This is a genomic window from Neobacillus sp. KR4-4, assembly GCF_042136325.1.
Lineage (GTDB): Bacteria > Bacillota > Bacilli > Bacillales > Cytobacillaceae > Neobacillus.
Map to the genome: position 1 here is coordinate 1 of NZ_JBHHJU010000023.1, position 24075 is coordinate 24075.

26 protein-coding genes are annotated in these 24075 nt (G+C 38.3%); 20 read left to right on the top strand and 6 right to left on the bottom strand.

Annotated features, from left to right (window positions below; translation table 11 throughout):
- From ACE198_RS19995 to ACE198_RS20055, 13 genes are all read left to right on the top strand, one after another.
- Positions 1-473, top strand: a 473-nt coding sequence (locus ACE198_RS19995; protein WP_375376810.1) for a M24 family metallopeptidase, incomplete at its 5' end; no start/stop codon positions are given.
- 158 nt (positions 474-631) lie between these two features.
- A complete protein-coding gene (locus tag ACE198_RS20000) occupies positions 632-1870 on the top strand; it encodes a M24 family metallopeptidase (RefSeq protein ID WP_375376811.1) in 1239 nt (412 codons plus the stop codon).
- A gap of 172 nt (positions 1871-2042) precedes the next feature.
- The gene (locus ACE198_RS20005) at positions 2043-2213 is read left to right on the top strand and encodes a Spo0E family sporulation regulatory protein-aspartic acid phosphatase (RefSeq protein WP_098576294.1); all 171 of its coding nucleotides are present in this window, start codon (positions 2043-2045) and stop codon (positions 2211-2213) included.
- Between the two features lie 70 nt (positions 2214-2283).
- The gene (locus ACE198_RS20010; RefSeq protein ID WP_375376812.1) at positions 2284-3216 is read left to right on the top strand and encodes a DMT family transporter; all 933 of its coding nucleotides are present in this window, start codon (positions 2284-2286) and stop codon (positions 3214-3216) included.
- A gap of 56 nt (positions 3217-3272) precedes the next feature.
- A complete protein-coding gene (locus tag ACE198_RS20015) occupies positions 3273-3698 on the top strand; it encodes a hypothetical protein (protein ID WP_375376813.1) in 426 nt (141 codons plus the stop codon).
- 570 nt (positions 3699-4268) lie between these two features.
- Complete coding sequence (locus ACE198_RS20020; protein WP_098576291.1) at positions 4269-5276, top strand: LacI family DNA-binding transcriptional regulator; 1008 nt, start codon at positions 4269-4271, stop codon at positions 5274-5276.
- A 470-nt stretch (positions 5277-5746) separates the two neighbouring features.
- Positions 5747-6925, top strand: coding sequence for a Gfo/Idh/MocA family protein (locus ACE198_RS20025; RefSeq protein WP_251459162.1), 1179 nt, complete (start codon positions 5747-5749; stop codon positions 6923-6925).
- Entirely contained in the window at positions 6922-7893 is a 972-nt protein-coding gene (locus ACE198_RS20030) for a sugar phosphate isomerase/epimerase family protein (protein ID WP_375376814.1), read from the top strand. Before ACE198_RS20025 ends, ACE198_RS20030 begins: the two co-directional genes overlap by 4 nt.
- Positions 7894-7975: 82 nt before the next feature.
- Positions 7976-9253 (top strand): MFS transporter, encoded by a 1278-nt coding sequence (locus ACE198_RS20035; protein WP_375376815.1) that lies wholly within the window; start codon positions 7976-7978, stop codon positions 9251-9253.
- Positions 9254-9290: 37 nt separating this feature from the next.
- On the top strand, positions 9291-9584 hold the full coding sequence (locus tag ACE198_RS20040) for a putative quinol monooxygenase (RefSeq protein ID WP_375376816.1): 294 nt from the start codon (positions 9291-9293) through the stop codon (positions 9582-9584).
- A gap of 495 nt (positions 9585-10079) precedes the next feature.
- Positions 10080-10901 carry a sugar phosphate isomerase/epimerase family protein gene (locus ACE198_RS20045; RefSeq protein WP_251459157.1) on the top strand — a complete coding sequence of 274 codons (822 nt, stop codon included), beginning with the start codon at positions 10080-10082 and terminating at the stop codon, positions 10899-10901.
- A 66-nt stretch (positions 10902-10967) separates the two neighbouring features.
- On the top strand, positions 10968-12155 hold the full coding sequence (locus ACE198_RS20050) for a levoglucosan dehydrogenase (RefSeq protein WP_375376817.1): 1188 nt from the start codon (positions 10968-10970) through the stop codon (positions 12153-12155).
- Positions 12156-12302: 147 nt separating this feature from the next.
- Positions 12303-13286 (top strand): ROK family glucokinase, encoded by a 984-nt coding sequence (locus tag ACE198_RS20055; RefSeq protein WP_375376818.1) that lies wholly within the window; start codon positions 12303-12305, stop codon positions 13284-13286.
- 81 nt (positions 13287-13367) lie between these two features.
- Here ACE198_RS20055 and ACE198_RS20060 read toward each other — a convergent pair whose 3' ends face one another.
- The 6 genes from ACE198_RS20060 to ACE198_RS20085 form a co-directional block, all read right to left on the bottom strand.
- Positions 13368-13667, bottom strand: coding sequence for a spore coat protein (locus tag ACE198_RS20060; protein ID WP_098576284.1), 300 nt, complete (start codon positions 13665-13667; stop codon positions 13368-13370).
- An 18-nt stretch (positions 13668-13685) separates the two neighbouring features.
- On the bottom strand, positions 13686-13880 hold the full coding sequence (locus ACE198_RS20065; protein ID WP_026576189.1) for a hypothetical protein: 195 nt from the start codon (positions 13878-13880) through the stop codon (positions 13686-13688).
- Between the two features lie 17 nt (positions 13881-13897).
- Complete coding sequence (locus ACE198_RS20070; protein ID WP_251459153.1) at positions 13898-15034, bottom strand: zinc-dependent alcohol dehydrogenase; 1137 nt, start codon at positions 15032-15034, stop codon at positions 13898-13900.
- A gap of 18 nt (positions 15035-15052) precedes the next feature.
- A complete protein-coding gene (locus tag ACE198_RS20075) occupies positions 15053-15421 on the bottom strand; it encodes a spore coat protein (RefSeq protein WP_098576282.1) in 369 nt (122 codons plus the stop codon).
- A gap of 16 nt (positions 15422-15437) precedes the next feature.
- Positions 15438-15683, bottom strand: coding sequence for a spore gernimation protein GerQ (locus ACE198_RS20080; RefSeq protein WP_251459151.1), 246 nt, complete (start codon positions 15681-15683; stop codon positions 15438-15440).
- 306 nt (positions 15684-15989) lie between these two features.
- Entirely contained in the window at positions 15990-17543 is a 1554-nt protein-coding gene (locus ACE198_RS20085) for an ABC-F family ATP-binding cassette domain-containing protein (RefSeq protein ID WP_251459149.1), read from the bottom strand.
- Positions 17544-17955: 412 nt separating this feature from the next.
- Between ACE198_RS20085 and ACE198_RS20090 the strand changes: the two genes are divergently transcribed.
- The 7 genes from ACE198_RS20090 to ACE198_RS20120 all read left to right on the top strand — a co-directional run bounded on the left by ACE198_RS20090 (position 17956) and on the right by ACE198_RS20120 (position 24070).
- On the top strand, positions 17956-18453 hold the full coding sequence (locus ACE198_RS20090) for a MarR family winged helix-turn-helix transcriptional regulator (protein ID WP_375376819.1): 498 nt from the start codon (positions 17956-17958) through the stop codon (positions 18451-18453).
- Positions 18454-18471: 18 nt separating this feature from the next.
- On the top strand, positions 18472-18945 hold the full coding sequence (locus ACE198_RS20095; protein WP_375376820.1) for an MMPL family transporter: 474 nt from the start codon (positions 18472-18474) through the stop codon (positions 18943-18945).
- A gap of 22 nt (positions 18946-18967) precedes the next feature.
- Positions 18968-21556, top strand: a complete 2589-nt coding sequence (locus ACE198_RS20100) for an MMPL family transporter (RefSeq protein WP_375376840.1) — start codon at positions 18968-18970, stop codon at positions 21554-21556.
- Positions 21557-21650: 94 nt separating this feature from the next.
- Positions 21651-22046 (top strand): VOC family protein, encoded by a 396-nt coding sequence (locus tag ACE198_RS20105; RefSeq protein ID WP_375376821.1) that lies wholly within the window; start codon positions 21651-21653, stop codon positions 22044-22046.
- A gap of 21 nt (positions 22047-22067) precedes the next feature.
- Positions 22068-22442, top strand: coding sequence for an MmcQ/YjbR family DNA-binding protein (locus ACE198_RS20110; RefSeq protein WP_375376822.1), 375 nt, complete (start codon positions 22068-22070; stop codon positions 22440-22442).
- 389 nt (positions 22443-22831) lie between these two features.
- The gene (locus ACE198_RS20115; protein WP_375376823.1) at positions 22832-23539 is read left to right on the top strand and encodes a M48 family metallopeptidase; all 708 of its coding nucleotides are present in this window, start codon (positions 22832-22834) and stop codon (positions 23537-23539) included.
- Between the two features lie 33 nt (positions 23540-23572).
- On the top strand, positions 23573-24070 hold the full coding sequence (locus ACE198_RS20120) for a YehS family protein (protein ID WP_375376824.1): 498 nt from the start codon (positions 23573-23575) through the stop codon (positions 24068-24070).
- Positions 24071-24075: the final 5 nt, after the last annotated feature.

Genomic DNA, 24075 nt, shown 5'->3' on the forward strand with positions numbered 1-24075 from the left:
TCCGCCGCGGAGAACTAGTCATGATGGACTATGGTATTCGTGTAAATGATTATGCTTCCGACAATGCCCGTACCATTTGTTACGGCAATGTATCAGATGAAGCAAAGCGCTTGATGGAAGCATGTTCTCTTGGATATGAAGAGTGCTTACAAAAAATTCATGCCGGTATGACAGGGATTGAGGCTGACCGGGTGATTCGTGAAGCGTTCAGAAAGTACGAGGTAGATGAATATTTAGTAGAAGTGAGTGAAGGTAGAACTGGTGCCCATGCGACAGGTATGGACCCTGAAGAAGATATTCCTGAAATCGGACCTGGCTGCGCGAATGTGCTGGAAGAAGGACAAACTTTTGCCTATGAATTGTCCCTCATTGTTCCAGGAATCGGCGGGGTTCGGACAGAGGATCAAGTGGTCGTTCGTAAGAACGGGTTGGAACCTCTTCATACTTTCAATCGTTTCTTATATGTTGAGTAATTGAATAAATTCCATGCAGGCTGAAAGTTGATTTACGGTCATGATTGACAGGCTAGCTAAGAAGAGAAGCCTGCATGGGCCTCTATTTAATAGATTAATAATGAAATAGTTGAAGCAATAAAATAAAAAAATCACTTTTTGAGAGGGGAATAAAGAATATGATTTCAGAAAAAGCGTTAAAATGGCTGCCTGACAGGTTTGAAAAGTTAATCCGTTATGGAGAGTTCCAGGGACCTGGTGAAACGATCACGAATGAAGAGTACAAAGCCCGCGTTGAAATTGCGAAACAAAAGATAGTCGATGAAGGTCTGGATGCTTTAATCGTATTCGGGGATTGTTACCGCATGTCCAATATCCGCTGGCTGGTTAATTACCGTACAATTGACGGGGTTTATCCTCAACCAATGTTAATATACTTGGTGCCTGACCGTGACCCTGTTTTCTTCCTTCCAAGCAGTGAAATTCCTTCTGCACATGGTAGTTCAGCCATGAGTGTTATGGGAGGCGATATCCGGGAAATTCGTTCTGAATGGGCACCATTCCTAAAAGAACGTGCGGCGAAAGACAAACCAAAGAAAATTGGTATTAGTGGCTATACGTATATGGATTTAGAATTCTGGTTCCCAATTAATAATGCATTCGGTGATGCAGATGTTCAGCGTTCTACAATTATTGAGCAATTAAAGTCAGTGAAAAATGAAGCAGAAATTGCATCCATGAAGCGGGCGGCACGTGTAAGTAATGCCGGTATTCAAATGTTGATGGATCTATTACGAGACAGCGAAGGCATCACGGAATTGGAAGCAACATCTTTGGTTTACGCCGCTATGTTTGCAAATGGTGGACACGCGATTGCATATGACATCATGATCCAGGCGGGAGAGCATACAGATGTACTATTTAAGCGTCCAACTACGAGATCAATCCGCCGCGGAGAACTAGTCATGATGGACTATGGTATTCGTGTAAATGATTATGCTTCCGACAATGCCCGTACCATTTGTTACGGCAATGTATCAGATGAAGCAAAGCGCTTGATGGAAGCATGTTCCCTTGGATATGAAGAGTGTTTACCAAAAATTTATGCTGGTATGACAGGAATTGAGGCTGACCGGGTGATTCGGGAAGCGTTCAGAAAGCATGGAGTAGATGAATATTTAGTAGAAGTGAGTGAAGGTAGAACTGGTGCCCATGCAACAGGTATGGACCCTGAAGAGGATATTCCTGAAATCGGACCTGGCTGCGCGAATGTTTTAGAAGAAGGACAAACCTTTGCCTATGAATTATCCCTAATTGTACCAGGAATCGGTGGTGTTCGGACAGAGGATCAAGTAGTGGTTCGTAAGAATGGGTTGGAGCCGCTTCATACGTTCAATCGTTTCTTATATGTTGAGTAATCTGGTCAAGAGCTTAGAATAATTCCCCAAAATATACTGACACAGATTATTCATTAAAAGTACACTTAAACCATTTAGTAATGGTGAGTAATCTGTGTCAAATTTTTTTAGTATGGTTAAAAAGAATAGTAATCGATTACAGGAGGCTATGACTTAGAAGGGAGTTAAATAAATGATTTTCAAAAAGATACTCGATATAAAATATAGAATAGAAAAATATCGGAAGGAACTCTTAAATATTTCTAAAGAAAAACCTTTATCTGACCCGGATGTTTTAGTTATGACTCGTAAAATAGATGAGGAGATCATAACTATGCAAAAATTAATAAATAATATGCATTAAGTTAAAATAAAAAATATTGCATTTTATACGGATAGCATTATAAGGAAAGAATCAAAATAGGTGAAAATCAATGTATTATATTTTCGGCTTTTTACTAGTCTTATTGTCTGCGTCTTGTTTCGGAATAATGGGTATTCTAGCAAAATATGCTTATGCAGCTAATATTACCATAGGTACTCTATTATTTTTTAGATTTTTCTTTGCAGCAGTATTATTTTGGTCTTTGATACTGTTTAAAAAAATTCCATTTCAATTGCGATTCAAACAAATTTCCATTTTATTTATGATGGGAACGGGAGGCTATGCTCTGATGGCTATTCTGTTATTCACATCATTTTCCTTATTGCCTGTCTCCTTAGCTTCTACAGCATATTATTTGTATCCATTATTTGTAATGATCTTAAATAGTATGTTCTCCAAGCAATTATTTGAGAAATCCCATAGTGTTTCAATTATATTTTCCTTATTAGGGCTTTATTTCGTTCTCGGTGCAGAATTTAATCAGATTAATATAATAGGTTTGATGTCAAGTGTAGGATGCGCCGTTTTATATTCAGTTTATATCATTCTAACAGAAAAAATCCAAGGTGAGATTAATGTGTATATTAGTTCGGCTTTTGTGACATCCTTTGCATCCATATCAATATTTATATTTTCCATGTTTAGACAAGATGTCAATCTTAATTTTCACGCTTCAGGCTGGTTATCTGTATTAGGGATTTCGTTCTTTTCCACTTTCTTAGCAATCCTTACTTTTGCGAAGGGAATAGAACGTATTGGAAGTTCAAAAGCAGCACTGCTAAGCATTTTTGAGCCAATCATAACCGTGTTGTTTAGTTATTTGCTGTTTCATGAAAGTTTAGGCCGAAGTCAAAAATTTGGAATTTTTCTTATCTTATTAAGTGCTTTGTTGACTAACATCGGTTGGAAAAAAATAAGCCTTACAAACAAGCATGCAAAATCCATTTTTTATGAGGAAACGACGCGCAATATACGTAAATAGGGTTACTAGTAAGCTTTGTGATAAATAAAATAAAGACAGAAGTAGGGGTGAGGAACTTGGAAATGGTGGTGCCAATTTCAAAAATACTACATTATATAAAATTAAAGCTAGTCATTCTAAGAGAGTATTTAATAGAACGAAAATATGACGCCGTGCTATTACAAAGTCAGGATAACATTTCATGGCTAACTTGTGAGCTCCTTTACGAATCACCTTTTAATTTGCAATATGAAAAAATCGCTTTACTTGTTACCATGGATAAAGTTTTTCTAATCACCAAAAATCCAGAAGTATTGCAAATTATTGATAGAGATCTTACTGGCTTGCAACTAACAATGATTCAACTTTCTTTTTACGGGAATGTTGAAGAAGTAGTGAAGTGTATAATTGGAAGTAAAAAAACATCTTCTGATACTGAAACAAGTATTTATCAAACAGAAATATTAGAGCTAGAAGAACTTCGGTACTCGATTTTACGGTAATTTTTCCACCATCTTTTGGGGAATGCAATCCTTTATATTAAAAACGCTGATTCAATAGGTCGTAGAACGACCATAATTGGGTCAGTTTTTTTAATGTAACTCTATTTTAGCTCCAGTATGGTTGATATCTATGATTTTAATAAAAAAGTTTAAATTTTAAAAATAGTTAAAGTCTAAGTTAGTTGTGAAGGTGTAAATGTAATATCGGTTTAGAAAATTGATGAAAAAAAGGAATTACCCTTGGCTATTAAACTGGACTTGTCTTTTTTGGTGGAATTGCACCAATGGTTGGAATTGTCTTGTTAAAGCCTTACCATGGTTCATGGACCCCATTGGCGATATTAAATATTAATTACAAAAATCAACAGGAGATCAATTAGGAAAGCAAATACTATACTTATACTTAACCCAAAGAATAAGAAAAGAGAAGAAATTTAGTGATTGTAATCTACCGCATTTTAAAATTTTTTTAAATGATACCGTTTTATGGCTGAATTACGAAAATTATTGTAATTCTCAATGTAATCGATTACAATAAATGTAAACGAACACTGAAGGGGAAAGCAATATATGGTCAGAATTGCGGATGTTGCAAAAATGGCAAATGTTTCAACGGCCACAGTATCCCGAGTCATAAGTAATGCAGGGACTGTAAAAAAGGAAACAGCTGAGAAAGTTTTAGAAGCCATAAAAGAATTAAATTACCAGCCTAATATGCTGGCAAGACAATTAAGAAGATCTGAAACCAAGACAATTCTTGTGGTGGTTCCTGATATAACCAATACTTTCTTTTCTGCGGTGCTGCGCGGAATTGAATCCGTTGCCATCGAAAACGGATATCAAGTACTTCTAGGAGATGCGCGAAACGATGTCGAAAGCGAAACTAGTTTTTTAACAATATTAGGTCAGAAAAAAGCAGATGGGTTGATATTATTAACGGCAAGGACCGATCAAAAAATATTAGAAGATTTATCCCGGGATTACCCTGTAGTATTGGCGTGTGAATACTATGAGGGTTCCAAGCTGCCTACGGTCTCCATTGATAATGTTAGCAGTGCAAGAAAGGCAACTGAATATCTAATTAGCTTAAACCACAAGAGAATTGGACATATTTCCGGACCCTTGAATATTGTCGTTGGACGAGATCGATGCAGGGGGTTTCATCAAGCAATGGCGCAACATGGCCTGTCTGTGGATACAAGTTTGGTACAGGAAGGCGAATTCTCTTTTGAAAGTGGTTTTAATTTAATGATGAAATTTTTATCACTAGAGAATCCTCCTACAGCCCTTTTTGCCGGTAATGATGAAATGGCTATGGGTGCCATTAAAGCCGCTAAATCTAAAGGTTTAAGAGTTCCAGAAGATTTATCTGTTGTTGGCTTTGATGATATTCAATTTGCATCGATTTTTGAACCTGCTCTAACAACCGTGGCACAACCAACGTTTGATATGGGGCAAAAAGCGATGCGTTTACTGTTAAAATTAATTAAAGATGAAGAAATAGAGAAAGATCAATTTATTCTTCCTGATAAGCTCATTGTCCGTGAATCTTGCAAAGAACTTACCGTTGAAGAGTAGTTTAGCTATTTCTGTTAGAATTAAAATAATTAAAAACAAAAGGGGAGTGAACTTAATAATGGTTCACTCCCTATTTATCATTATTAGGGGACCAGCGATTCCATTGGTTCCAGAACAGTTTTAATCATTTTGATAAAAAAAGAATCAAGGAAGTTTTAAAAAAAATATTGAATTCTATACTGTAATCGATTACAATTAAGGTGTCGAAAAAAAGAGTAAAATATTTTGGTGCTAAGTGAAAAGGTATTTTATTCTGAAAGGTTATTTCTTAATTTAAAAGTATAAATGAAATCAAATTTTTTTCGATAAAAATGTAATCCATTACATTTGTAGAGGTTTGAAACATAGGTAAATTATTTATTTATAGGACAAAACACATATTTTTTTGCAAGGTTGTGTAATCGATTACACCAAATTCTTCTTCCCATTCTTGGGTGAATCGAAAAGTTCGATTGGAGGACGGAAAACAAATGGAAAAAATAAAAGTAGGAATCATCGGGACAGGTTTCATTGGCCCGACACATATTGAAGCAATCAGAAGACTTGGATTTGTGGAAGTCGTAGCATTAGCCGAGACGAGTCAAGAACAAGCGGAAAGAAAGGCAGCTGAACTTGGAATTCCGAAAGCATACGGAGATTACCTTGAAATGCTGCGTGACAGCGAAATTCAGGTAGTTCATAATTGTACCCCAAACCATGTGCACTTTGCGATTAATAAAGAAATTATTTTAGCAGGTAAACATGTGATCTCAGAGAAACCGCTTGCGATGAATAGTGAAGAATCAGCGGAATTGTTGGTATTGGCTCAAAAACAGGGTGTTGTACATGGTGTGAACTTTAATTACAGACAGCATGCGAGTGTGCAAAACCTGCGAGCTAAAATTGCTAACGGTGACCTTGGGAAAGTGAATTTGGTTCACGGAAGCTATTTGCAGGATTGGTTACTATATGAAACGGATTTTAACTGGCGTTTAGCACCGGAAGTCGGCGGAAAATCTCGCGCAGTAGCAGATATCGGGTCTCATTGGTGTGACACCGTTCAATTTGTTACCGGTAAAAAGATTGTAGAAGTATTTGCTGATTTAGCAACGGTCATTCCAGTTAGAAAGAAAGCAATTGGAAGTGTGGCCACTTTCAGTACACAAAGTACTGATGATGTAGAATATGAGGATGTTTCAATTAATACAGAAGACTATGCATCCGTACTAGTTCGTTTTGAAGATGGATCAAGAGGAGTCTTCACTGTTTCACAAGTAAGTGCAGGCCGAAAAAATCGTTTAAGCTTTGAAATCGATGGCAGCAAGAGCTCTGCTTACTGGAATCAAGAAGAGCCAGAAAAATTATGGATGGGGCACAGGGATAAGCCGAATGAGATCCTTCTTGCCGATCCGGCACTGTTCGCACCTGAAGCAAGATCAGCGATTCATCATCCAGGAGGTCATAACGAAGGCTGGCCAGATGCACTGAAAAATATGATGTTAAATTATTATACGTTCATTCGTGATGGTAAAGATCTTTTAAAGGATCAAGCTAATTTTGCTACATTCGAAGACGGTCATATTTCGATGGCTATTACTGATGCCATTTTAGAAAGCCATGAACAGCAAAAATGGGTGAAGGTTCAGGCGAATAAGGAGGTTTTAGTGTGAAACTAGGTGTGTTTACAGTTCTATATCATAATCTTCCTTTCGAAGCCATGTTAGATAAATTAGCCCAAATAGGAGTAGAGGCCGTTGAGTTAGGAACCGGTAACTATCCAGGGAATAGTCATTGTAATCCCGATGACTTGTTAGGGAATCCAGATAAAATCAAATCGTTCCGACGGGCGATTGAAAGCAGGGGACTAACCATCAGCGGACTAAGCTGCCATGGCAACCCTCTACATCCTAATGTAAAGGCTGCCAAAGAGGCGCATGATGTATGGAGAAAAACGGTTTTACTGGCTGAACAGTTAGAGGTACCAGTTATCAATGGTTTTGCTGGATGTCCAGGGGATCATCCGGGTGCCAAGTTTCCAAATTGGGTGACCTGCTCTTGGCCTCCTGAATATGCAGAAGTCTTAGAATGGCAATGGAATGATATCGTTATTCCGTACTGGAAAGAAGAAGCGAAATTCGCTGAAATGCACGGGATTCATCAAATTGCTTTCGAAATGCATCCGGGATTTGTTGTCTATAATCCGGAAACACTACTAAAACTAAGAGAACATGCAGGACCGAACATCGGAGCTAACTTTGACCCAAGTCATTTGGTGTGGCAAGGAATTGACCCAGTTGAGGCCATTAAAAAACTTGGTCGTGAAAATGCGATCTTCCATTTCCATGCAAAAGATACCTATTTAGACCAGGCTAATATCAAGGTGAATGGTGTTCTCGATACGAAGCATTACAGTCAAGTATTGGATCGCTCATGGACCTTCCGTTCAGTTGGCTATGGCCATAACGAAAAAATGTGGAAAGATATGATCAGTACACTTCGTGCAGTAGGGTATGATTACGTGGTTTCCATTGAACATGAAGATATGTTGGCGTCTATCGATGAAGGCTTAATGAAAGCCATCACACTGTTAAAAGGAACGTTGTTTAAAGAGCAAGTATCGGAAATGTGGTGGGCTTAAGGAAGCACAGGGACGGTTCACATGCTTCCGAAGCATGTGAACCGTCCCCCGCACCCAATTAATAAAAATAGAGGTGTTAAAAATGAAAACGCTTGTAGGTCAAGAACGTACCTTAGGCGGACTTCCAATGGGAGTCGTTTGGGGATTTGTTGCAACGTTAATTTTTATGGCCGGTGACGGTCTCGAGCACGCATGGTTGTCTCCCTATCTGATTGAAAAGGGATTGACCGTTCAACAATCAGCCACTCTTTTTGCAGTTTATGGAGCCATCTTGGCTATCGCATCTTATTTTTCTGGTGTACTCACCGAGATGTGGGGACCTAGGAAGGTAATGGTTATCGGTCTTGTTACTTGGTTAATCGGTCAGGTACTATTCATTGAATATGGTTTAAAGTTAAACAATTACGCTATTATGCTCCCGACTTATGGGATTCGTGGTTTAGGTTATCCTTTATTCTGTTACTCTTTCTTAGTGTGGGTTACTTATCGCAGTCCAGAGCGGATTCTGGCAACAGCTGTAGGCTTGTTCTGGGCAGCGTGGAGCGGCGGACTTTATGTTGTAGGAAGTTATTTCCCTGCTTACATGCTTCCGAAGATCGGATATATCGGGTTATTGTGGAGTGCTGTAGCTTGGGTGTTAGTCGGAGGAATTGTTGGTCTTATGGTAGTAAAAGGTGATGTAAAAAAGGAACAAAAGGGAGATCCAAAGGAAAAGCTAAAGAGCTTAATGAGTGGATTTACCATTTGTGTCGAACAGCCGAAAGTGGCGATCGGCGGCGTGGTTCGGATTATCAATTCAACAGGGATCGGTTCCCTGCCAATCTTTTTCCCAATGTACTTGAAGTCCAATTACGGATTCACAACTGAACAGTTTTTACAAATGTGGGGAACGATGTGGTTTGCAAATATTATCTTTAACCTAATCATTCCTTACATCAGTGATAAATGGTTAGGCTGGCAAAAAACGATTCAATGGCTTGGCAGCTTCGGTATGGGCGTTATGTTACTCGTCTTGCTTTACACACCTGAAGTATTTGGCAGCAGTTTCTTGGCTTTAAATATTGCAGGTGTTTTAATGGGAATTGTTCTTTGTGGTTTCGTGCCACTTTCAGCTCTAGTAGCATCTCTTGCTCCTGAGAAAAAAGGATCGGCGATGGCGATTGTAAGCTTTGGTGCTGGAATGTCCTACTTTATCGCACCGGCAATCGTTGGGTTATTTATTGGACTTATCGGTGCCAAAGGGGTTATTTGGATTTTCGCAGGTACGTATTTCCTGGGTGCTTATCTAATGAAGTTTATGAAGCTTCCTTCCGAAGAAAATAATAAAAACGAAATTGTATTAGAAAAACACGCAGGTTAGTTTGAGAAATACCATCAACAATTAAGGGGGATGTACCATGATTATCATTCATGCAAACATAAAGGTAAATGCAGCTTATCGTGAAATATTTTTGGAAGAGGCAAGGCTTGTAACAAAACCGTCTCAAAGTGAGTCAGGAAATAGTAGTTATCAATATTATGAAAATCCAGAAGAGGCGAACAGCTTTATCTTTGTTGAGAAATGGAAGGATGAAGAAGCGATTCAACTTCATGAGGAAACCTCTCACTTTAAAAGATTCATAAAAGCTGTTGAACCCATAGTTGCTGAACCCATCCATGCAGAATTATTTGAGGCTTCAGCGAAAAGTTAATATTAGACAAACGCTTTAACTATGGATCATCGTCAACATCTTGAAAAGCTGGCGGTAGGTATCGCTTACTAAATTCGTAACCAATTGAAGGTTGTAAAGGGAACAACTTTTACGATTTCCTTTCCTCCTAAGCTTATGGTGAACAAATTGTGACAATCTAAAATTATAGGTTGCAAATCCAGGTGTAATCGATTACAATAATTCATGTAAGCGATACAACATCTATTATTCTTGTCTGATGATAGTATTGACTAGAAATAAATAGAGATGATTTACTACTTCCTTTTAAAAAACAGCACTTCATCTGCATGTAAAAATGTAATGGATTACATTTGAAAAACCGTAAATAATGGATTTAATCTTAATATTATTGAAAGTTTAGATAAATTTTTAAAAAGAAAATGTAATCGATTACTATAATTAAAGGTGAGTTGTTTCGGTTTTTATAGGATGAAATATGGCACACTAAATTCCAAAAGATATGGAGGTAATCAAATGAAATTAGGTTATCAAACAAATACTTGGGGCGGCGTAGTTGGTCATCCAGCGGGTGTTACTTCAGTTAAGGATTCTTACTACCTTGCTTACGGATCAACAGAAGAAGCATTAAAGGACATTGCGGAAGCTGGCTATGATGGCTTTGAAATCTTCGATGGCAATTTGATGGAATACAAAGATAAAAAAGATGAGTTTTTAAAATTGATGAACGAGCATTCTTTAACTTTGGTTGGTGTTTATACAGGCGGGAACTTTATTTTTCCTGATATTTTAGAAGAAGAATTAATAAAAATCGAAAGTGTAGCGGCATTCGCATCAGAAGTAGGTGCGGAGCATCTTGTGATCGGCGGCGGAGCAGTACGTGCAAACGGGATTCTTGAAAGTGATTATACCGCTCTTGGTAATGCGCTTAATAAAGTAGTAGAAATTGCTGAAAAATATAATCTTGTTGCAAGTTATCATCCTCATTTAGGAACCAATGTTCAGGCTCCTGAACAACTAGATAAATTAATGCCATTAACAACAATTAATCTTTGCCCAGACACAGCTCATATCGAAGCAGGCGGTGGAGATCCTGTGGCTGTCATCAGAAAATATGTGGATCGTATCAAGTATGTGCACCTCAAAGATTATGCCAATGGAGATTTTTTACCATTAGGTGAAGGGCATCAAAAATTTGATGAAATGGTTAAAGCATTAGAAGAGGCAAACTATGATGGCTGGATTACGGTTGAGTTAGACAGCTACCCAGATCCAAAGCAAGGGGCTAAAATCAGCCGCAGTTATTTAAAGCAATTTGATAAAGTAAATCAAGCATAAACGTTTCATCCATTAGGAATATCAAACTTTTTAAAAATAAGAAGGAAATAGTGGGAGGATACTAAGATGAAAAAATTAAACGTAGGTATGATCGGCGGAGGATTTATGGGTAAAGCGCATTCACTTGCATATGCAGGAATGCCAATGTTTTTCTGGCCAGCACCAGCAATTCCTCATCGCCATACAGTAGTGGACGTAAACGAAGGATTGGCTAAAGATGCGGCAGCAAGATTAGGCTTTGACAACTATGCGACTGACTGGAGAGATGTTGTTAACAACCCAGAAATCGATGTCATCGACATTGTTACTCCAAACAATACTCATGCCGAAATCGCGATTGCAGCAGCAAAAGCAGGCAAGCATATTATTTGTGAAAAGCCATTAGCATTAGGCGCTGAACAAGCGAAGGAAATGTTAGAAGCAGTAAAAGCTGCAGGTGTAAAACACGCAGTTGCTTTCAATTACAGAAGAACACCAGCTGTTGCTCTTGCGAAAAAATATATTGAAGAAGGAAGAATTGGTAAAGTTCTAAGCTTCCGTGGAACATACTTACAAGACTGGTCTGCTGATCCGAATTCTCCATTATCATGGCGCTTCCAAAAGAAAATCGCTGGATCAGGTGCTCTAGGTGATATCGGTACACACGTGGTTGATTATGCTCGTTACCTTGTGGGCGAAATTACAGATGTAAATGCCATTACAAAAACATGGATTCCTGAAAGACCAATTCAAACTGGCGGCATCGACAAGTTAGGTACAGTGAAAGCTGGAGGCAACGATGTCCCAAAAGCAGCTGTTGATGTAGACGATGAATTTATCACCATGGTCAAATTCGATAATGGTGCAATTGGAACAATTGAAGCAACTCGTAATGCACATGGCCGCAACAACTTCCTAACTTTTGAAATTCATGGTGAAAAGGGTTCTCTATACTTTAACTATGAGCGCCGTGATGAGCTTCAAGTTTGCTTTGCTGATGATCCAAGTGATGCAAAAGGCTTCAGAACTGTTTACTCAGGACCAGCTACTCCATACGGTGAAGGATTATGGCCAATCCCTGCTCTAGGAATTGGTTATGGTGAAACAAAGATCATTGAAACATATGATTTCTTTAAAGCAATTAGTGAGGGTACTGAATTCTCACCTAACTTCAATGATGGCTACCAGATTGAATTAATCGCAGATGCGATTCTTGAATCTGCTGAAAAATGTCAATGGGTTAATCTTGAAAAAACAGCTGCGGCTGTAAAATAATGAGATAGGTCGAAGCTCCCATTAGTCACTGGGCGTTGGAGCTAGACAATTCTCAACCTTAACAAGAGGCTTCTCAATCGAGGAGCCTCTTTTGTAAAAATGGCGCTTTTCGGAGTGGGAAAACATGAAGGAAATGAGTGAATGGTTATGGAAGAAAGATGGATAGTTGGTGTTGATATAGGCGGGACCACGATCAAATTGGCTTTTATCAGTTTGCAGGGTGACATCATTTATAGCTGGGAGATCGATACTGATCTAAGTAATAAGGGCAAACACATACCTGAATCGATTGCAAGATCGATTGATCAAAAGTTAGAAGAATTAAATCAAACAAAAAATCAATTAGTCGGAATCGGAATCGGTGCGCCGGGTCCTGTGAATTCGGAGGATGGTTCTGTTGAAGTGGCGGTAAACCTAGGCTGGGATCGATTCCTTTTACAAACCATTCTTGAGAGGGAAACCTCTCTGCCGGTTGTTGTCGACAACGATGCAAATATAGCGGCAATCGGTGAAATGTGGAAAGGTGCGGGCAAAGGGGCTAAAAACTTAATTTGTGTTACTTTAGGAACAGGTGTTGGTGGCGGAATTATCGTTAATGGTGAGGTTGTACATGGGGTAAATGGATCCGGTGGTGAAATTGGCCATATGACTTCTGTACCGAAAAACGGAGCCCTATGTAATTGTGGGAAATCAGGATGTCTGGAAACGGTAGCATCAGCAACAGGAGTTGTACGTTTGGCAATGGAGAAATTAGCTTCTACCAACGAGATTAGTATATTACGAAATTTTTATGATGGACAGGCTCTGACTGCCAAGTGTGTTTTTGATGCTGCAAATGGAGGGGATGAACTCGCCAACAGAGTCATAGGTGAGGTTGCCTGCCATTTAGGATTGGCCCTTGCTAATTTAGCAAATGGCTTAAATCCTGAAAAAATCGTTATTGGAGGCGGAGTCTCAAAAGCTGGTGATACATTGCTGAGACCTCTGAAAGAGGAATTTATACAATTCGCTTTTCCGAGAGTTGCACATGGTGTCGAGATTGTTATTGCCACACTAGGCAATAACGCAGGGGTCATTGGAGGAGCTTGGCTGGCGAAAGAGAAGCTAATTAATAAGTTAGTAATTCAATAATGCAAAAGACTTAGAATTTTGTGAACTCAAAATGGTTTAATAGGAACAGTTTATTTGGTATTAAACTGTTCCTGGAAATTTTTATAATGTAGGTAAGTTTAATGCTGTATCGATATTACTTAAATCCAACCTGATTTGTTCGTTTGTATCCCAAGCATGGTACCATCCTTTTTCTACCATATATGCGGATATTTGTTCATGCATATCAAGAGCTTCTACTAAATGGCGAGTGAGCACTTCTTTAATTTCCGGTGTTCCTGACTCCGTAGCTGCCATGGCATAATTTCTAATTCCACTTTTAGCTGAAATGAGTAGGTCCATAGCAACGACTTGATCCGATAATCCGTCCATCCCCGTTAAAGTTTCAATGATTGGATTCATGTTCATTCATCTCCTAATTTACTGCTTAGCGTTGGAAAGGATAGAAGCATATTCTTGTAATTGTCTCGTAGATACATCAATGTCTTGCTGCATAATATCTTTTAATAGCGGATCTGTAACTAACGCTTTCATCGTTTTGGATTTAGTTAAACAAGTGGTCTTAAATGCAGCCATCTCATGGACCTCAAGAACTTCATGTAAGGCGTAGTTCATTTTTAATATCTCCTTCCTCAAGGTTTCAACACGACTTTTATACAATCATCCATTTTTGTGTCAAAAATCTCATAGCCACGCTTTGCTTCACTAAGTGGAAGTACATGACTTACCACATCTCCTGGATCAATTTTTCCGGTCGTAACTAATTCAAACATATATGGCATATAGTGGATGACAGGTGCTTGACCGGAGCGGATATTGATATTTCGCTGCATAATATCTCCAAGAGGGAAACCATTATATCTGCCGCCGTAAACACCAGTAACTTGGATTGTCCCGCCTTTCCGCACTGCTTGTGAAGCCATGATAAACGCACTTAATGCTCCACCTTGAAGCTTCATTCCGCTTGCAAGGAACTCCATATCAGTCATTTTACCGTCCATACCAACTGCATCAATGACAACATCAGCGCCGCCTTTGGTGATTTCCTTCAGGTAACTTCCTACATTCTCATGGTCCTCAAAGTTAACAATTTCTACTTTGTTGGTGCGCTTTGCGTGCTGCAGGCGATAATTGACATAATCAACGGCAATGACTCGCTTTGCTCCTTTTAACCAACAGAATTTTTGAGCAAAAAGACCAACCGGACCACAGCCAAGAACAATAACTGTATCTCCATCCTTTACGCCTGCATTGTCAACACTCCAAAAACCAGTAGTCATCGCATCGGCAATAACTGCTAACTTTTCATCTGGTTCTTCGCATGTCTCTGGAATTTTGAAATGAGTAAAGTTGGCAAATGGCACTCTTAAATATTCAGCTTGCCCACCTGGATAGCCACCCGTCGTACCAGAATATCCGAAATAGGCACCCATATCACCATTATCATTTGAATTATCACATTGGCTTTCCAAATGGTTTTTACAGTAAATGCATTCACCGCATGCTATATTAAAGGGGATAATGACTCGATCTCCCTTTTTTAACTTAGTCACACCTGGACCAACTTCCTCGACGATTCCCATTGGTTCATGGCCAATAACATAATTTTCTTGGAGGTTAGGAATCATGCCATGAATTAAATGTAAATCAGACCCACATATAGCTGTACTCGTTACTTTAATAATCATGTCATCTGGTTTTTCAATCTTTGGATCTGGCACTTCTTTGACTACAACATTTTTAATACCTTGATACGTTACCGCCTTCATTGGTTACAGCCTCCAGTGTTAGTGTTCATCAGGTGTCCGGTCAAACATACCTTTTCTATTGGTCTCAACAGGAAATAGATTCATTTTGCCAATCATCAAAGTATTGTTGGCAGAGAGTTGGTCTAATTGATATTGTTCACTTAATTCGTATGGATGGAACCATTTTTTACTAATCATTAATTCTGTAATTTCTTGGTGCATGGCAATCCCTTGCATTAACTGGTTTCGTAAGAGGGTTCTAACATCAGGTGATGCGGACTCCGTTAATGCTACAGCAATATTGCGCACACCTTCTTTGGCACGAAGAAGGAAATCCATCGCAAATGTGGTATCTGCTAGCTCTGGTACGTGTAACGAGTTTATAGGGTCTAAATAGTCATTGTTCAATGAAATAGCCTTCCTTTCAATTTATTATTGGTGTTGGCCGGTTTTGAGGAACAGGAGCTTCAAAAGGTGCACGTTGATAAATTGCCTGTAATTCTCCAAGTGCTTGCATTGATTGTTCAACATCTTTTTGCATTAATGCTCTCAAATCATCATCAAATACCAATCCTTGCATTAGTTTTGATTTCGCTAAGCAAAGGGTTTTAAAATTAATAACTTCATGTAGATCCAATGACTCATGATCGGCTAATTTTTGATTATCCATTTCTAATTACCCTCCTTTTTACTACAATGGTATTGTTCCAAGTATAGGAGGAAACATTCTAGAATTTTCTTAAAGGATTTAAAATCTAATTCATGCAAATAACCAATGAGTTTTACAGAAATGTACTTTAACTGTTAGGCTTCTATTTTTTATCGGTTTTTATGTATTTTTGTCACAACGTCAGTCGGAATGGTGTTTGCCGCTGCACATCAATTTTATTCGGACATCTTTAGGTAACAGAACAAAAAGCAATAAAAAGGGGCACCCAAGTGAATTTTTATTCATTGGGTGCCCCTTAAGCTTTATTTAAAACACTTTTGTAGTCCAATCCTCACAATTCCAAATATCGGTCGCAATTTCACGATAGAAATCTGGTTCGTGGGATACCATCAAGATACTTCCGCGATATGCCTTTAAAGCACGCTTCAATTCTTCTTTTGCGTCCACATCCAAGTGATTGGTAGGTTCGTCTAGAATTAATAGATTCGTTTCTGTGTTAATAATTTTACACAATCGAACTTTGGCTTTTTCGCCACCGGAAAGGACTTCGACTTTACTTTCAATATGTTTCGTCGTTAATCCACATTTTGCAAGAGCAGCACGGACTTCAGCCTGATTCATACTTGGGAACTCGCTCCAAATCTCTTCAATACAGGTGTTGTAGTTGGACTGTTTAACTTCCTGCTCGAAGTAGCCGATGTGTTGATACTCACCACGTTCCACTTTACCCTCCAGCGGATCAATCAACCCAAGAATACTTTTTAAAAGAGTAGACTTACCAATACCGTTTGCACCCACGAAGGCAATTTTTTGTCCGCGTTCCATTTTCAAATTCAGAGGGCGAGAAAGTGGTTCATTGTAACCAATAACAAGATCTTCAGCTGTGAAAATATAACGACTAGCTGCACGAGCTTCTTTGAAGTTAAACTCTGGTTTCGGCTTCTCTCTCCCCAATTCAATAACTTCCATTTTGTCGAGCTTCTTCTGACGAGACATCGCCATATTACGAGTGGCAACACTTGCCTTGTTACGAGCAACGAAATCCTTTAAATCAGCAATTTCTTGTTGTTGGCGCTTGTAAGCAGACTCTAGCTGTTGCTTCTTCATTTCATGAATTTTTAAGAAGTTATCATAGTCACCAACATAGCGATTCAACTCTTGGTTTTCCATGTGATAGATCAAGTTAACCACATTGTTCAAGAATGGAATATCATGTGAAATCAAGATAAATGCATTCTCATATTCCTGTAAATAACGCTTCAACCATTCGATATGCTGTTCATCCAAATAGTTCGTAGGCTCGTCTAGTAATAGGATTTCAGGCTTTTCTAGCAAAAGCTTAGCTAGCAAAACCTTCGTACGCTGCCCACCGCTAAGATCATCAACATCTCGATCGAGTCCAACATCATCTAATCCTAGACCACGGGCAACTTCCTCAACTTTTGAATTAATTTGATAGAAATCATTACTATCTAAAGTTTCTTGGAGCTCTCCAACCTCTGCAAGTAATGCATCGATATCAGCACCTTCATCACCCATTTTTGCATAAAGTTCGTTGATCTCTGCTTCAGCATCAAAAAGATATTGAAAAGCAGTACTCAAAGCATCACGCATCGTTGTACCTTTTTGAAGTACGGCATGCTGATCCAAATAACCAACACGAACTTTTCGTGACCACTCAACTTTTCCCTCGTCGGGTTGCAACTTTCCAGTAACAATATTCATGAAAGTAGACTTACCCTCACCATTTGCCCCAACTAGTCCAACGTGCTCTCCTTTTAAAAGTCGAAAAGACACATCATTAAAAATCGCACGATCACCGAAACCGTGACTTAAATTTTTTACGTTTAATACGCTCATTTTTCTAACCCCTTATCTAATATCACATGTGGATATTTTACTAGACTTTAGCTGTTTTTTCTATCTTGATTGTTATTCTTGTGAATAATGTGATTCTATCTTTGGGGCTAAATTGAATCTGTCCCCTTCTAATGAAATAAAGGTATGGAATTATATTACTTGGGGGTAAACAATGGGTAAAAGTATATTATACAACCGAACTTGGAGGCAAGATATGAGTTATTTCTATATGGAAATAATTATAAAAAATTGGGACATCAGTGAAACAAGAAAATTAGCAAGCTTTTTTTATGTTGTTTTGGGCAAGAACACCTTACCGTTGACAAATTTGATATATGAATCTACGATAAATAGTACACGATGTATCTTATGGGATGTATCGTGTGCTATTTTTTTATAAGGTGGTTAGTGTATGGATGATAATGCCGATTTTATTCGTGAATCTATTGATTTATTGCAAAGTTATATAATGAAAAGTCTGCAAAAACATTCCGAAGAACGGGGGGTCACAATTCCCCAAGCAAGGGTAATTGGAGAAGTGTTTGCCCATAAAAAAATCAGTATTAAACATCTTTCTCAAAATCTTAAGATGACCCAAAGTACGGTTTCAGATATTGTTGATCGACTTACTTCCAAAGGATTTCTAGTGAAAACTCCTAACCCTAAAGATAAACGTTCAGTGGAAATTTCACTTTCGAACGAATTATCAAATGGGATTAATGAGAACATTTCGGAAATCGCAAATAAGTCATTGGTAGATGTATTAAGTCTGTTAAACCCTGATGAACAGAAAATGGTTGAAAAAGGCATGGAATTATTGGTATCAGCTGTGAAGGAAAAAATGGAGGCTGAAGGAATGGATAATCATAAATTCTTTGATGTTTTGTACTTTCCTGAAAAAACTAAATAGAATGATGGAGGATTCAAGGTGAGAAAGATTATTAAAGGCCGCTGGGCAATATTTTCAATTTGGCTGATTGCGACAATCGTGCTTACAGTCATTCAACCAGACATCAATGCCATACTGCGGCAAAAGGGGCAGCAAGGAACAAGCGGTGACAGCCCTTCAGTAATGGCAGATACTATCTTGAAAAAGATGGATACAACAGAAGGGGTTAATAACCTTATCGTTTTTTATGATAAAAATAAAATATCAGATAATGAAATGAAGAAAATTGGTGAGGCTGTAACATCCATTACCAATAGCAGCCAAGAGCTTGGAATTGCAGATATCATGGATCCCTTCAGTATCCCCGAAGCAAAAAGTTCATTAGTATCTAAAGATGGAACTACACTCATGGTGAGTTTTAAGCTTGATAAAAAAGGACGAGAAATTGATGATATCGAAAAACAGTTTGAAAGTAAACTGGATAAAGTACCGGTAATACTATCTGAGCGGTGAAGACTTTATTAATAATGATTATCTGAAGGCTTCTCAAGCAGGTGTCGAAAAAAGTGCTGCATTAACAGTTATCTTTATTTTGGTCGTCCTTATCCTGGCATTCAGGTCAGTTGTTACACCTTTAATCTCCTTAGTGGCTGTAGCTTTTTCCTATCTTTGTTCCATGGGAATTGCAGCTCAATTAATTGATAAAGCAGGATTTCCAATAACTAGTCTTACCCAAATGCTCCTGGTCCTTATCCTATTTGGGATTGGTACGGATTATAACATTCTTCTTTTTAATCGATTTAAGGAAGAACTATCCCATGGCCACACTATAGATGAATCAATCGTAAACACATATAAAACAGCAGGTAAAACTATTGCGTACAGCATACTGACTGTATTTATTGCGTTCCTTGCTCTCATTTTTGCAGAATCTCCAATCTATCGATCTGGTGTAGTGGTTGTCATCGGGGTAACCATATTATTGCTTGAAATATTGACCCTAACACCATTTGTTATGAAGGTCCTAGGTAAAAAGCTATTCTGGCCATCCAAAAGTGTAAATGGTCATAAGGAAAACAAGTTCTGGGGAAAAACATCTTCCTTTGCTGTAAAGCATCCGATAATATCCACGGTAATCATACTATTAATGTTAGGACCAATGATATTTTTACATCAGGAAAAGCTTAACTTTGATACCATAGGGGAACTTGGAAATAAGTATCCTTCATCAAAAGCTATTAATTTGGTTGCGGAACATTTTGGTAAAGGTCAGGCTATGCCTGCAACTGTAGTCATTGATACTGGCAAAGCACTTGATAACAATGAATCACTTTCAGTCATTGATAATATAACGGAAAGATTGAAGAGTATTAAGGGAGTGAAGCAGGTTTCTTCCATAACACAGCCTCAAGGTAAGCCAATAAACGATTTTTACGTGGACAGTCAAATGGTGTCTGTTACGGATGGCTTATCCCAAACTCAAGATGGTGTAGACCAAATCCATGATGGATTAAAACAAGCACAAGATGGATTCGGGTCAGCGGACTTTTCCAAAGTGGGGCAAATGGTGGATGGTACGGCAAAGCTTGAAGATGGTATGAATGCCTTAACCAATGGATTAAAGCAAATTCAAGCGGGGATAAATGATGGGTCAAGGAACTCGAAAACGATCACGAACGGAATTGCTGCCATTGAAACGAATCTCTCCAAGATGAGCGGTGGTGTTGCACTGCTCGCTGAAAATTATGGGAAGATGCAGGCTGGATATAAAGAGATGGGTGATCACTATCAAGATGCAGCACAGGCTCTTCTTGGGATGAAAAGTGCTCTGTCGCAAATGGAATCCATGGTAACGGCCTTGGGCAGCAGTTATGCAGGTTCTCAAAACGATGCTAATTATGTAGCATTGAAGCAAACAATCAATCAATTATCATCTTCATTAGGTCAAATTACACCTGAGGGAATTCAAACATTAAATGCTAATTATAATGCCGTTACGGCTGGTTTTGGAAAAGCCAATAAAAATCTAACGGCCATAAGCAGCGGTTTATCGCAAATGGCAGATGGACTGAAAAAACTTGAATCTGGACTTGATCAAGCGTCTTCAGGGATTGGTACAATCGTAAAGAATATGAACAGTGTCACTGATGGACTGGGCCAGATGAAATCAGGGCAGCAGCAGTTGGCAGACGGACTTAACGGATTCAGTGTTTTTGGAGAAAAGCTGTCAGATGTCAACAACGGTTTAGAGCAAATTTCGGATGGTCTGGGGCAAACAAATGGGTACTTAACACAGCTTAATACAAATAAAACCTTTTTTATTCCAAAGGAAGCTTTGACAAACAAGGACTTTAAAAAATCATTTGATACGTTCATGTCCAAAGATAGAAAAATTACTAAGTTTATGGTTGTTTTAAATGATGATCCATATTCTGAGAAGGCTTTAAAGACTGTTGAACAAATTAATCAAACGGTTGCTGATGGACTAAAAGGCACTGTTCTCTCAGATGCTAAGAGTGGAACATCCGGGCCAAGTGCAACCACAAACGATATGAATAATGTTTTGACTAGAGATTTAAACAAAACAACAACGATTGTCATTATCGGAGTATTGCTTGTCCTATTCTTTGTTATAAGATCTTTCTGGACGCCCGTTTTTATTACGGCATCGCTAGTCGGGGCTTACTATGCAGCCATGTTCATCATAAATTATATTTTCATAGATTTGCAGGGACTTGAAGGTATTTCATCCTTTGTGCCATTCTTCTCCTTTATTATTATTGTAGCTCTGGGAGTAGACTATAGTATATTCTTAATGATGCGATTTAAGGAATACCCTGATATGGCGGCCAAGGAGGCTATCGTGCTGGCTTCCAGGCAAATAGGCGGTGTCATTATAGCAGCAGTTATCATTCTTGGCGGTACCTTTGCTACACTAATGCCTGCTGGGATCGTACTTTTATCTGAGCTGGCCATAGCTGTTATTTCAGGACTAGTTATCCTTTGCTTTATACTGCTTCCTATTTTTGTGCCAGCCTTGATGGCTCTTCCAGATGCACTTGCCAATTTATTTTCTAGAAAAAAGGAAGCTGCCTTAAGTTCGGAGAAAGAAGTAGTGTTATAATCACAAGCTAAGAAAAAGTTTTTTCAATTAATTGAATATTTTTCCAACCTTGTCCTATAATAGAGAGGTTATATAAGACTCTTAGGAGGTAATTATGGGGAGATTAGTTCATTTCGAAATTCATGTGGATGATATGGTACGGGCCAAGAAGTTTTACGGAGAGGTATTCGGATGGTCATTTCAGGATTGGAGTGATTATGCAGGAATGCCTTACTTTGGAGCTGTGACTGGCAATGAAGATGAGCCTGGAATCAATGGTGCATTGATGCAGCGTCAAAGCGCTCCACCAGTACCAAACCAACCTCTAAATGGATTTGCATGCACAATGGGAGTGGAAAACTACGATTCCACGGAAGCGAAAATTATTGAAAATGGCGGCAAAGTTGCCTTGCCTAAATATGCTCTGCCTGGAATGGCGTGGCAAGGATACTACATTGATACTGAAGGAAATATATTCGGAATTCATCAACCAGATGCAAATGCAAAATAGATTGGTGATAGGTGAATAAAAATGATGAAATCACTAGATACGGCTGACACTATTGAAACTGTGCGCAAAATCTGTCTTTCACTGCCAGAAGCTGTTGAACACATCGACGGATTTGGTCACAATACTTTTAAAATCAATGGAAAATCCTTCGTGATTTCAGGTGAAAATAAAAAAGGTTTCGGGTTGTCGTTCAAGTCAGATCGAGAAACTCAAGAATTATTGTTACAGAAAGAGCATTACTACAAAACCCCATATATCGGACAACACGGCTGGGTATCCATTCAGAATCCGGCTGAGGAAAATTGGGACGAATTGACCGATCTAATTCAAGAAGCCTATTTACGTGCAGCACCGAAACGTCTAGTTAAGCAATGGAATGAATTGAATAACAAGTGAAGAAAGGCGGATTCATCTGCCTTTCTTTATTTATGTTCTTATATTATCGAGTTTTTCTTAAAGATTTTTACTTCATAAATTCGCCCATTGAAACACTAGATTCGCCCAAGAAAGGTCAAAATTCGCTCATTAAAACCCAAGATTCGCTCATTAGACTTAAAAATTCGCCCATTGATGAGATTTTGCATTAAAAAAAGAAAAATGTCCCATACTTGAAGGGTAATTTTACACAAAATAAATAAATAATTAAATTCTCCTTGGAATTGAGGCTTCTCATGGACAAATCTCTCGATCTGGCATACACTAATTCAAGGTTAGAGTAGGAATTTTATTGCTACTCTTATTTTTTTGCTGTTGAATTTACCTATTGTCATAATGCAGGTGATTAAATGATACATAATTATTTAGGTCAGAACATGAGTTTTGAGTTAGTTTATACAAAACGTGAATCGTTGGGCATTATTATAGATGTATATGGCAATGTTCAAGTCCAGGCCCCTAGAGGAACAACTGATGAACGAGTACTTCAATTGATAGAGGAAAAATGGGATTGGATCCAGCAAAAATCCAAGGAAATGAAGGATAGGCTTCTGGGGCAAAAAGTAAAGATTTATGATCATGGTGAAATCTTTCTTTATTTGGGAAAAGAATATCCAATTAAGATCACTCAAGATATAAATACCATACAAGACTATGTAGTGTTTGAAGAGGATATGTTAAAAATATATGTTAAACAACTAGAGGATGCAAAAATAAAACAAGCTTTAAAACGATTTTATTATCAAGAATGTAAAAAGTTAGTAGAGCGGAGTATTCGTTCTTATCAAAAACATTTTAATACCAAACCACGGTCTATCCGTATCTCAGATAATAACAGCAATTGGGGGACCTGTGATTCAAGGAAGCAGTTAACCTTCAATTGGAAGTTGGCGATGGCACCACAGCAGGTAATTGATTATGTAGTTGTTCACGAAATGTGCCATATGGTCCATCTTAATCATGATCGGTCCTTTTGGCGCCTTGTTGGTAAAATACTACCCGATTATGAGGAGCGAGAGAACTGGCTGGCATTATCAAGTTGGAAAATGACTGTTTGAATATGAACACAGAACTTTAAAGGAGGATTTTAGATGGATAATAATGATATACTGATTCGATTGAGATATGCACTAGAGTTAAAAAATAAAGAGATGGCAGAAATATTTAAACTTGGCGGTGTGGAAGTAAGCGTTCCTGAGGTGATAAAGGTTCTCACAAAATCAGACGATGAGGCTGAATATGACGATCAAATAAAATGTAATAACAGTATGTTTGATTCATTTTTAAACGGTCTAATCATTTATAAAAGAGGAAAACAAGAGCCTAAACCAGGACAACCGGATACCCCCGAACCGACAATTAAGAAAAGCGCAAATGTAAATAATCTTCTTCTGAAGAAAGTTAAAATAGCGCTGGCATTAACGACTGATGATCTTCTCGAAATATTCGAAAATGCAGGAATAACAGTAACAAAAGGTGAACTCGGAGCCTTATTAAGAAAAGAAGGACATAAAAATTATAAAGAGTGCGGTGATAAATTCGCTCGGAATTTCTTAAAAGGATTGGCATTAAAATATAGGGTATCTTAAATTAC

Bases quoted from the DNA above. Each gene is read 5' to 3' on its own strand.
- ACE198_RS20070 (WP_251459153.1), bottom strand. From the start codon at position 15,034: ATGAAGGCGGTAACGTATCAAGGTATTAAAAATGTTGTAGTCAAAGAA.
- ACE198_RS20050 (WP_375376817.1), top strand. From the start codon at position 10,968: ATGAAAAAATTAAACGTAGGTATGATCGGCGGAGGATTTATGGGTAAA.
- ACE198_RS20000 (WP_375376811.1), top strand. From the start codon at position 632: ATGATTTCAGAAAAAGCGTTAAAATGGCTGCCTGACAGGTTTGAAAAG.
- ACE198_RS20085 (WP_251459149.1), bottom strand. From the start codon at position 17,543: ATGAGCGTATTAAACGTAAAAAATTTAAGTCACGGTTTCGGTGATCGT.
- ACE198_RS20090 (WP_375376819.1), top strand. From the start codon at position 17,956: ATGGATGATAATGCCGATTTTATTCGTGAATCTATTGATTTATTGCAA.
- ACE198_RS20115 (WP_375376823.1), top strand. From the start codon at position 22,832: ATGATACATAATTATTTAGGTCAGAACATGAGTTTTGAGTTAGTTTAT.
- ACE198_RS20055 (WP_375376818.1), top strand. From the start codon at position 12,303: ATGGAAGAAAGATGGATAGTTGGTGTTGATATAGGCGGGACCACGATC.
- ACE198_RS20065 (WP_026576189.1), bottom strand. From the start codon at position 13,880: ATGAACTACGCCTTACATGAAGTTCTTGAGGTCCATGAGATGGCTGCA.
- ACE198_RS20045 (WP_251459157.1), top strand. From the start codon at position 10,080: ATGAAATTAGGTTATCAAACAAATACTTGGGGCGGCGTAGTTGGTCAT.
- ACE198_RS20025 (WP_251459162.1), top strand. From the start codon at position 5,747: ATGGAAAAAATAAAAGTAGGAATCATCGGGACAGGTTTCATTGGCCCG.
- ACE198_RS20120 (WP_375376824.1), top strand. From the start codon at position 23,573: ATGGATAATAATGATATACTGATTCGATTGAGATATGCACTAGAGTTA.
- ACE198_RS20020 (WP_098576291.1), top strand. From the start codon at position 4,269: ATGGTCAGAATTGCGGATGTTGCAAAAATGGCAAATGTTTCAACGGCC.
- ACE198_RS20035 (WP_375376815.1), top strand. From the start codon at position 7,976: ATGAAAACGCTTGTAGGTCAAGAACGTACCTTAGGCGGACTTCCAATG.
- ACE198_RS20010 (WP_375376812.1), top strand. From the start codon at position 2,284: ATGTATTATATTTTCGGCTTTTTACTAGTCTTATTGTCTGCGTCTTGT.
- ACE198_RS20005 (WP_098576294.1), top strand. From the start codon at position 2,043: ATGATTTTCAAAAAGATACTCGATATAAAATATAGAATAGAAAAATAT.
- ACE198_RS20110 (WP_375376822.1), top strand. From the start codon at position 22,068: ATGATGAAATCACTAGATACGGCTGACACTATTGAAACTGTGCGCAAA.
- ACE198_RS20060 (WP_098576284.1), bottom strand. From the start codon at position 13,667: ATGAATCCAATCATTGAAACTTTAACGGGGATGGACGGATTATCGGAT.
- ACE198_RS20040 (WP_375376816.1), top strand. From the start codon at position 9,291: ATGATTATCATTCATGCAAACATAAAGGTAAATGCAGCTTATCGTGAA.
- ACE198_RS20105 (WP_375376821.1), top strand. From the start codon at position 21,651: ATGGGGAGATTAGTTCATTTCGAAATTCATGTGGATGATATGGTACGG.
- ACE198_RS20080 (WP_251459151.1), bottom strand. From the start codon at position 15,683: ATGGATAATCAAAAATTAGCCGATCATGAGTCATTGGATCTACATGAA.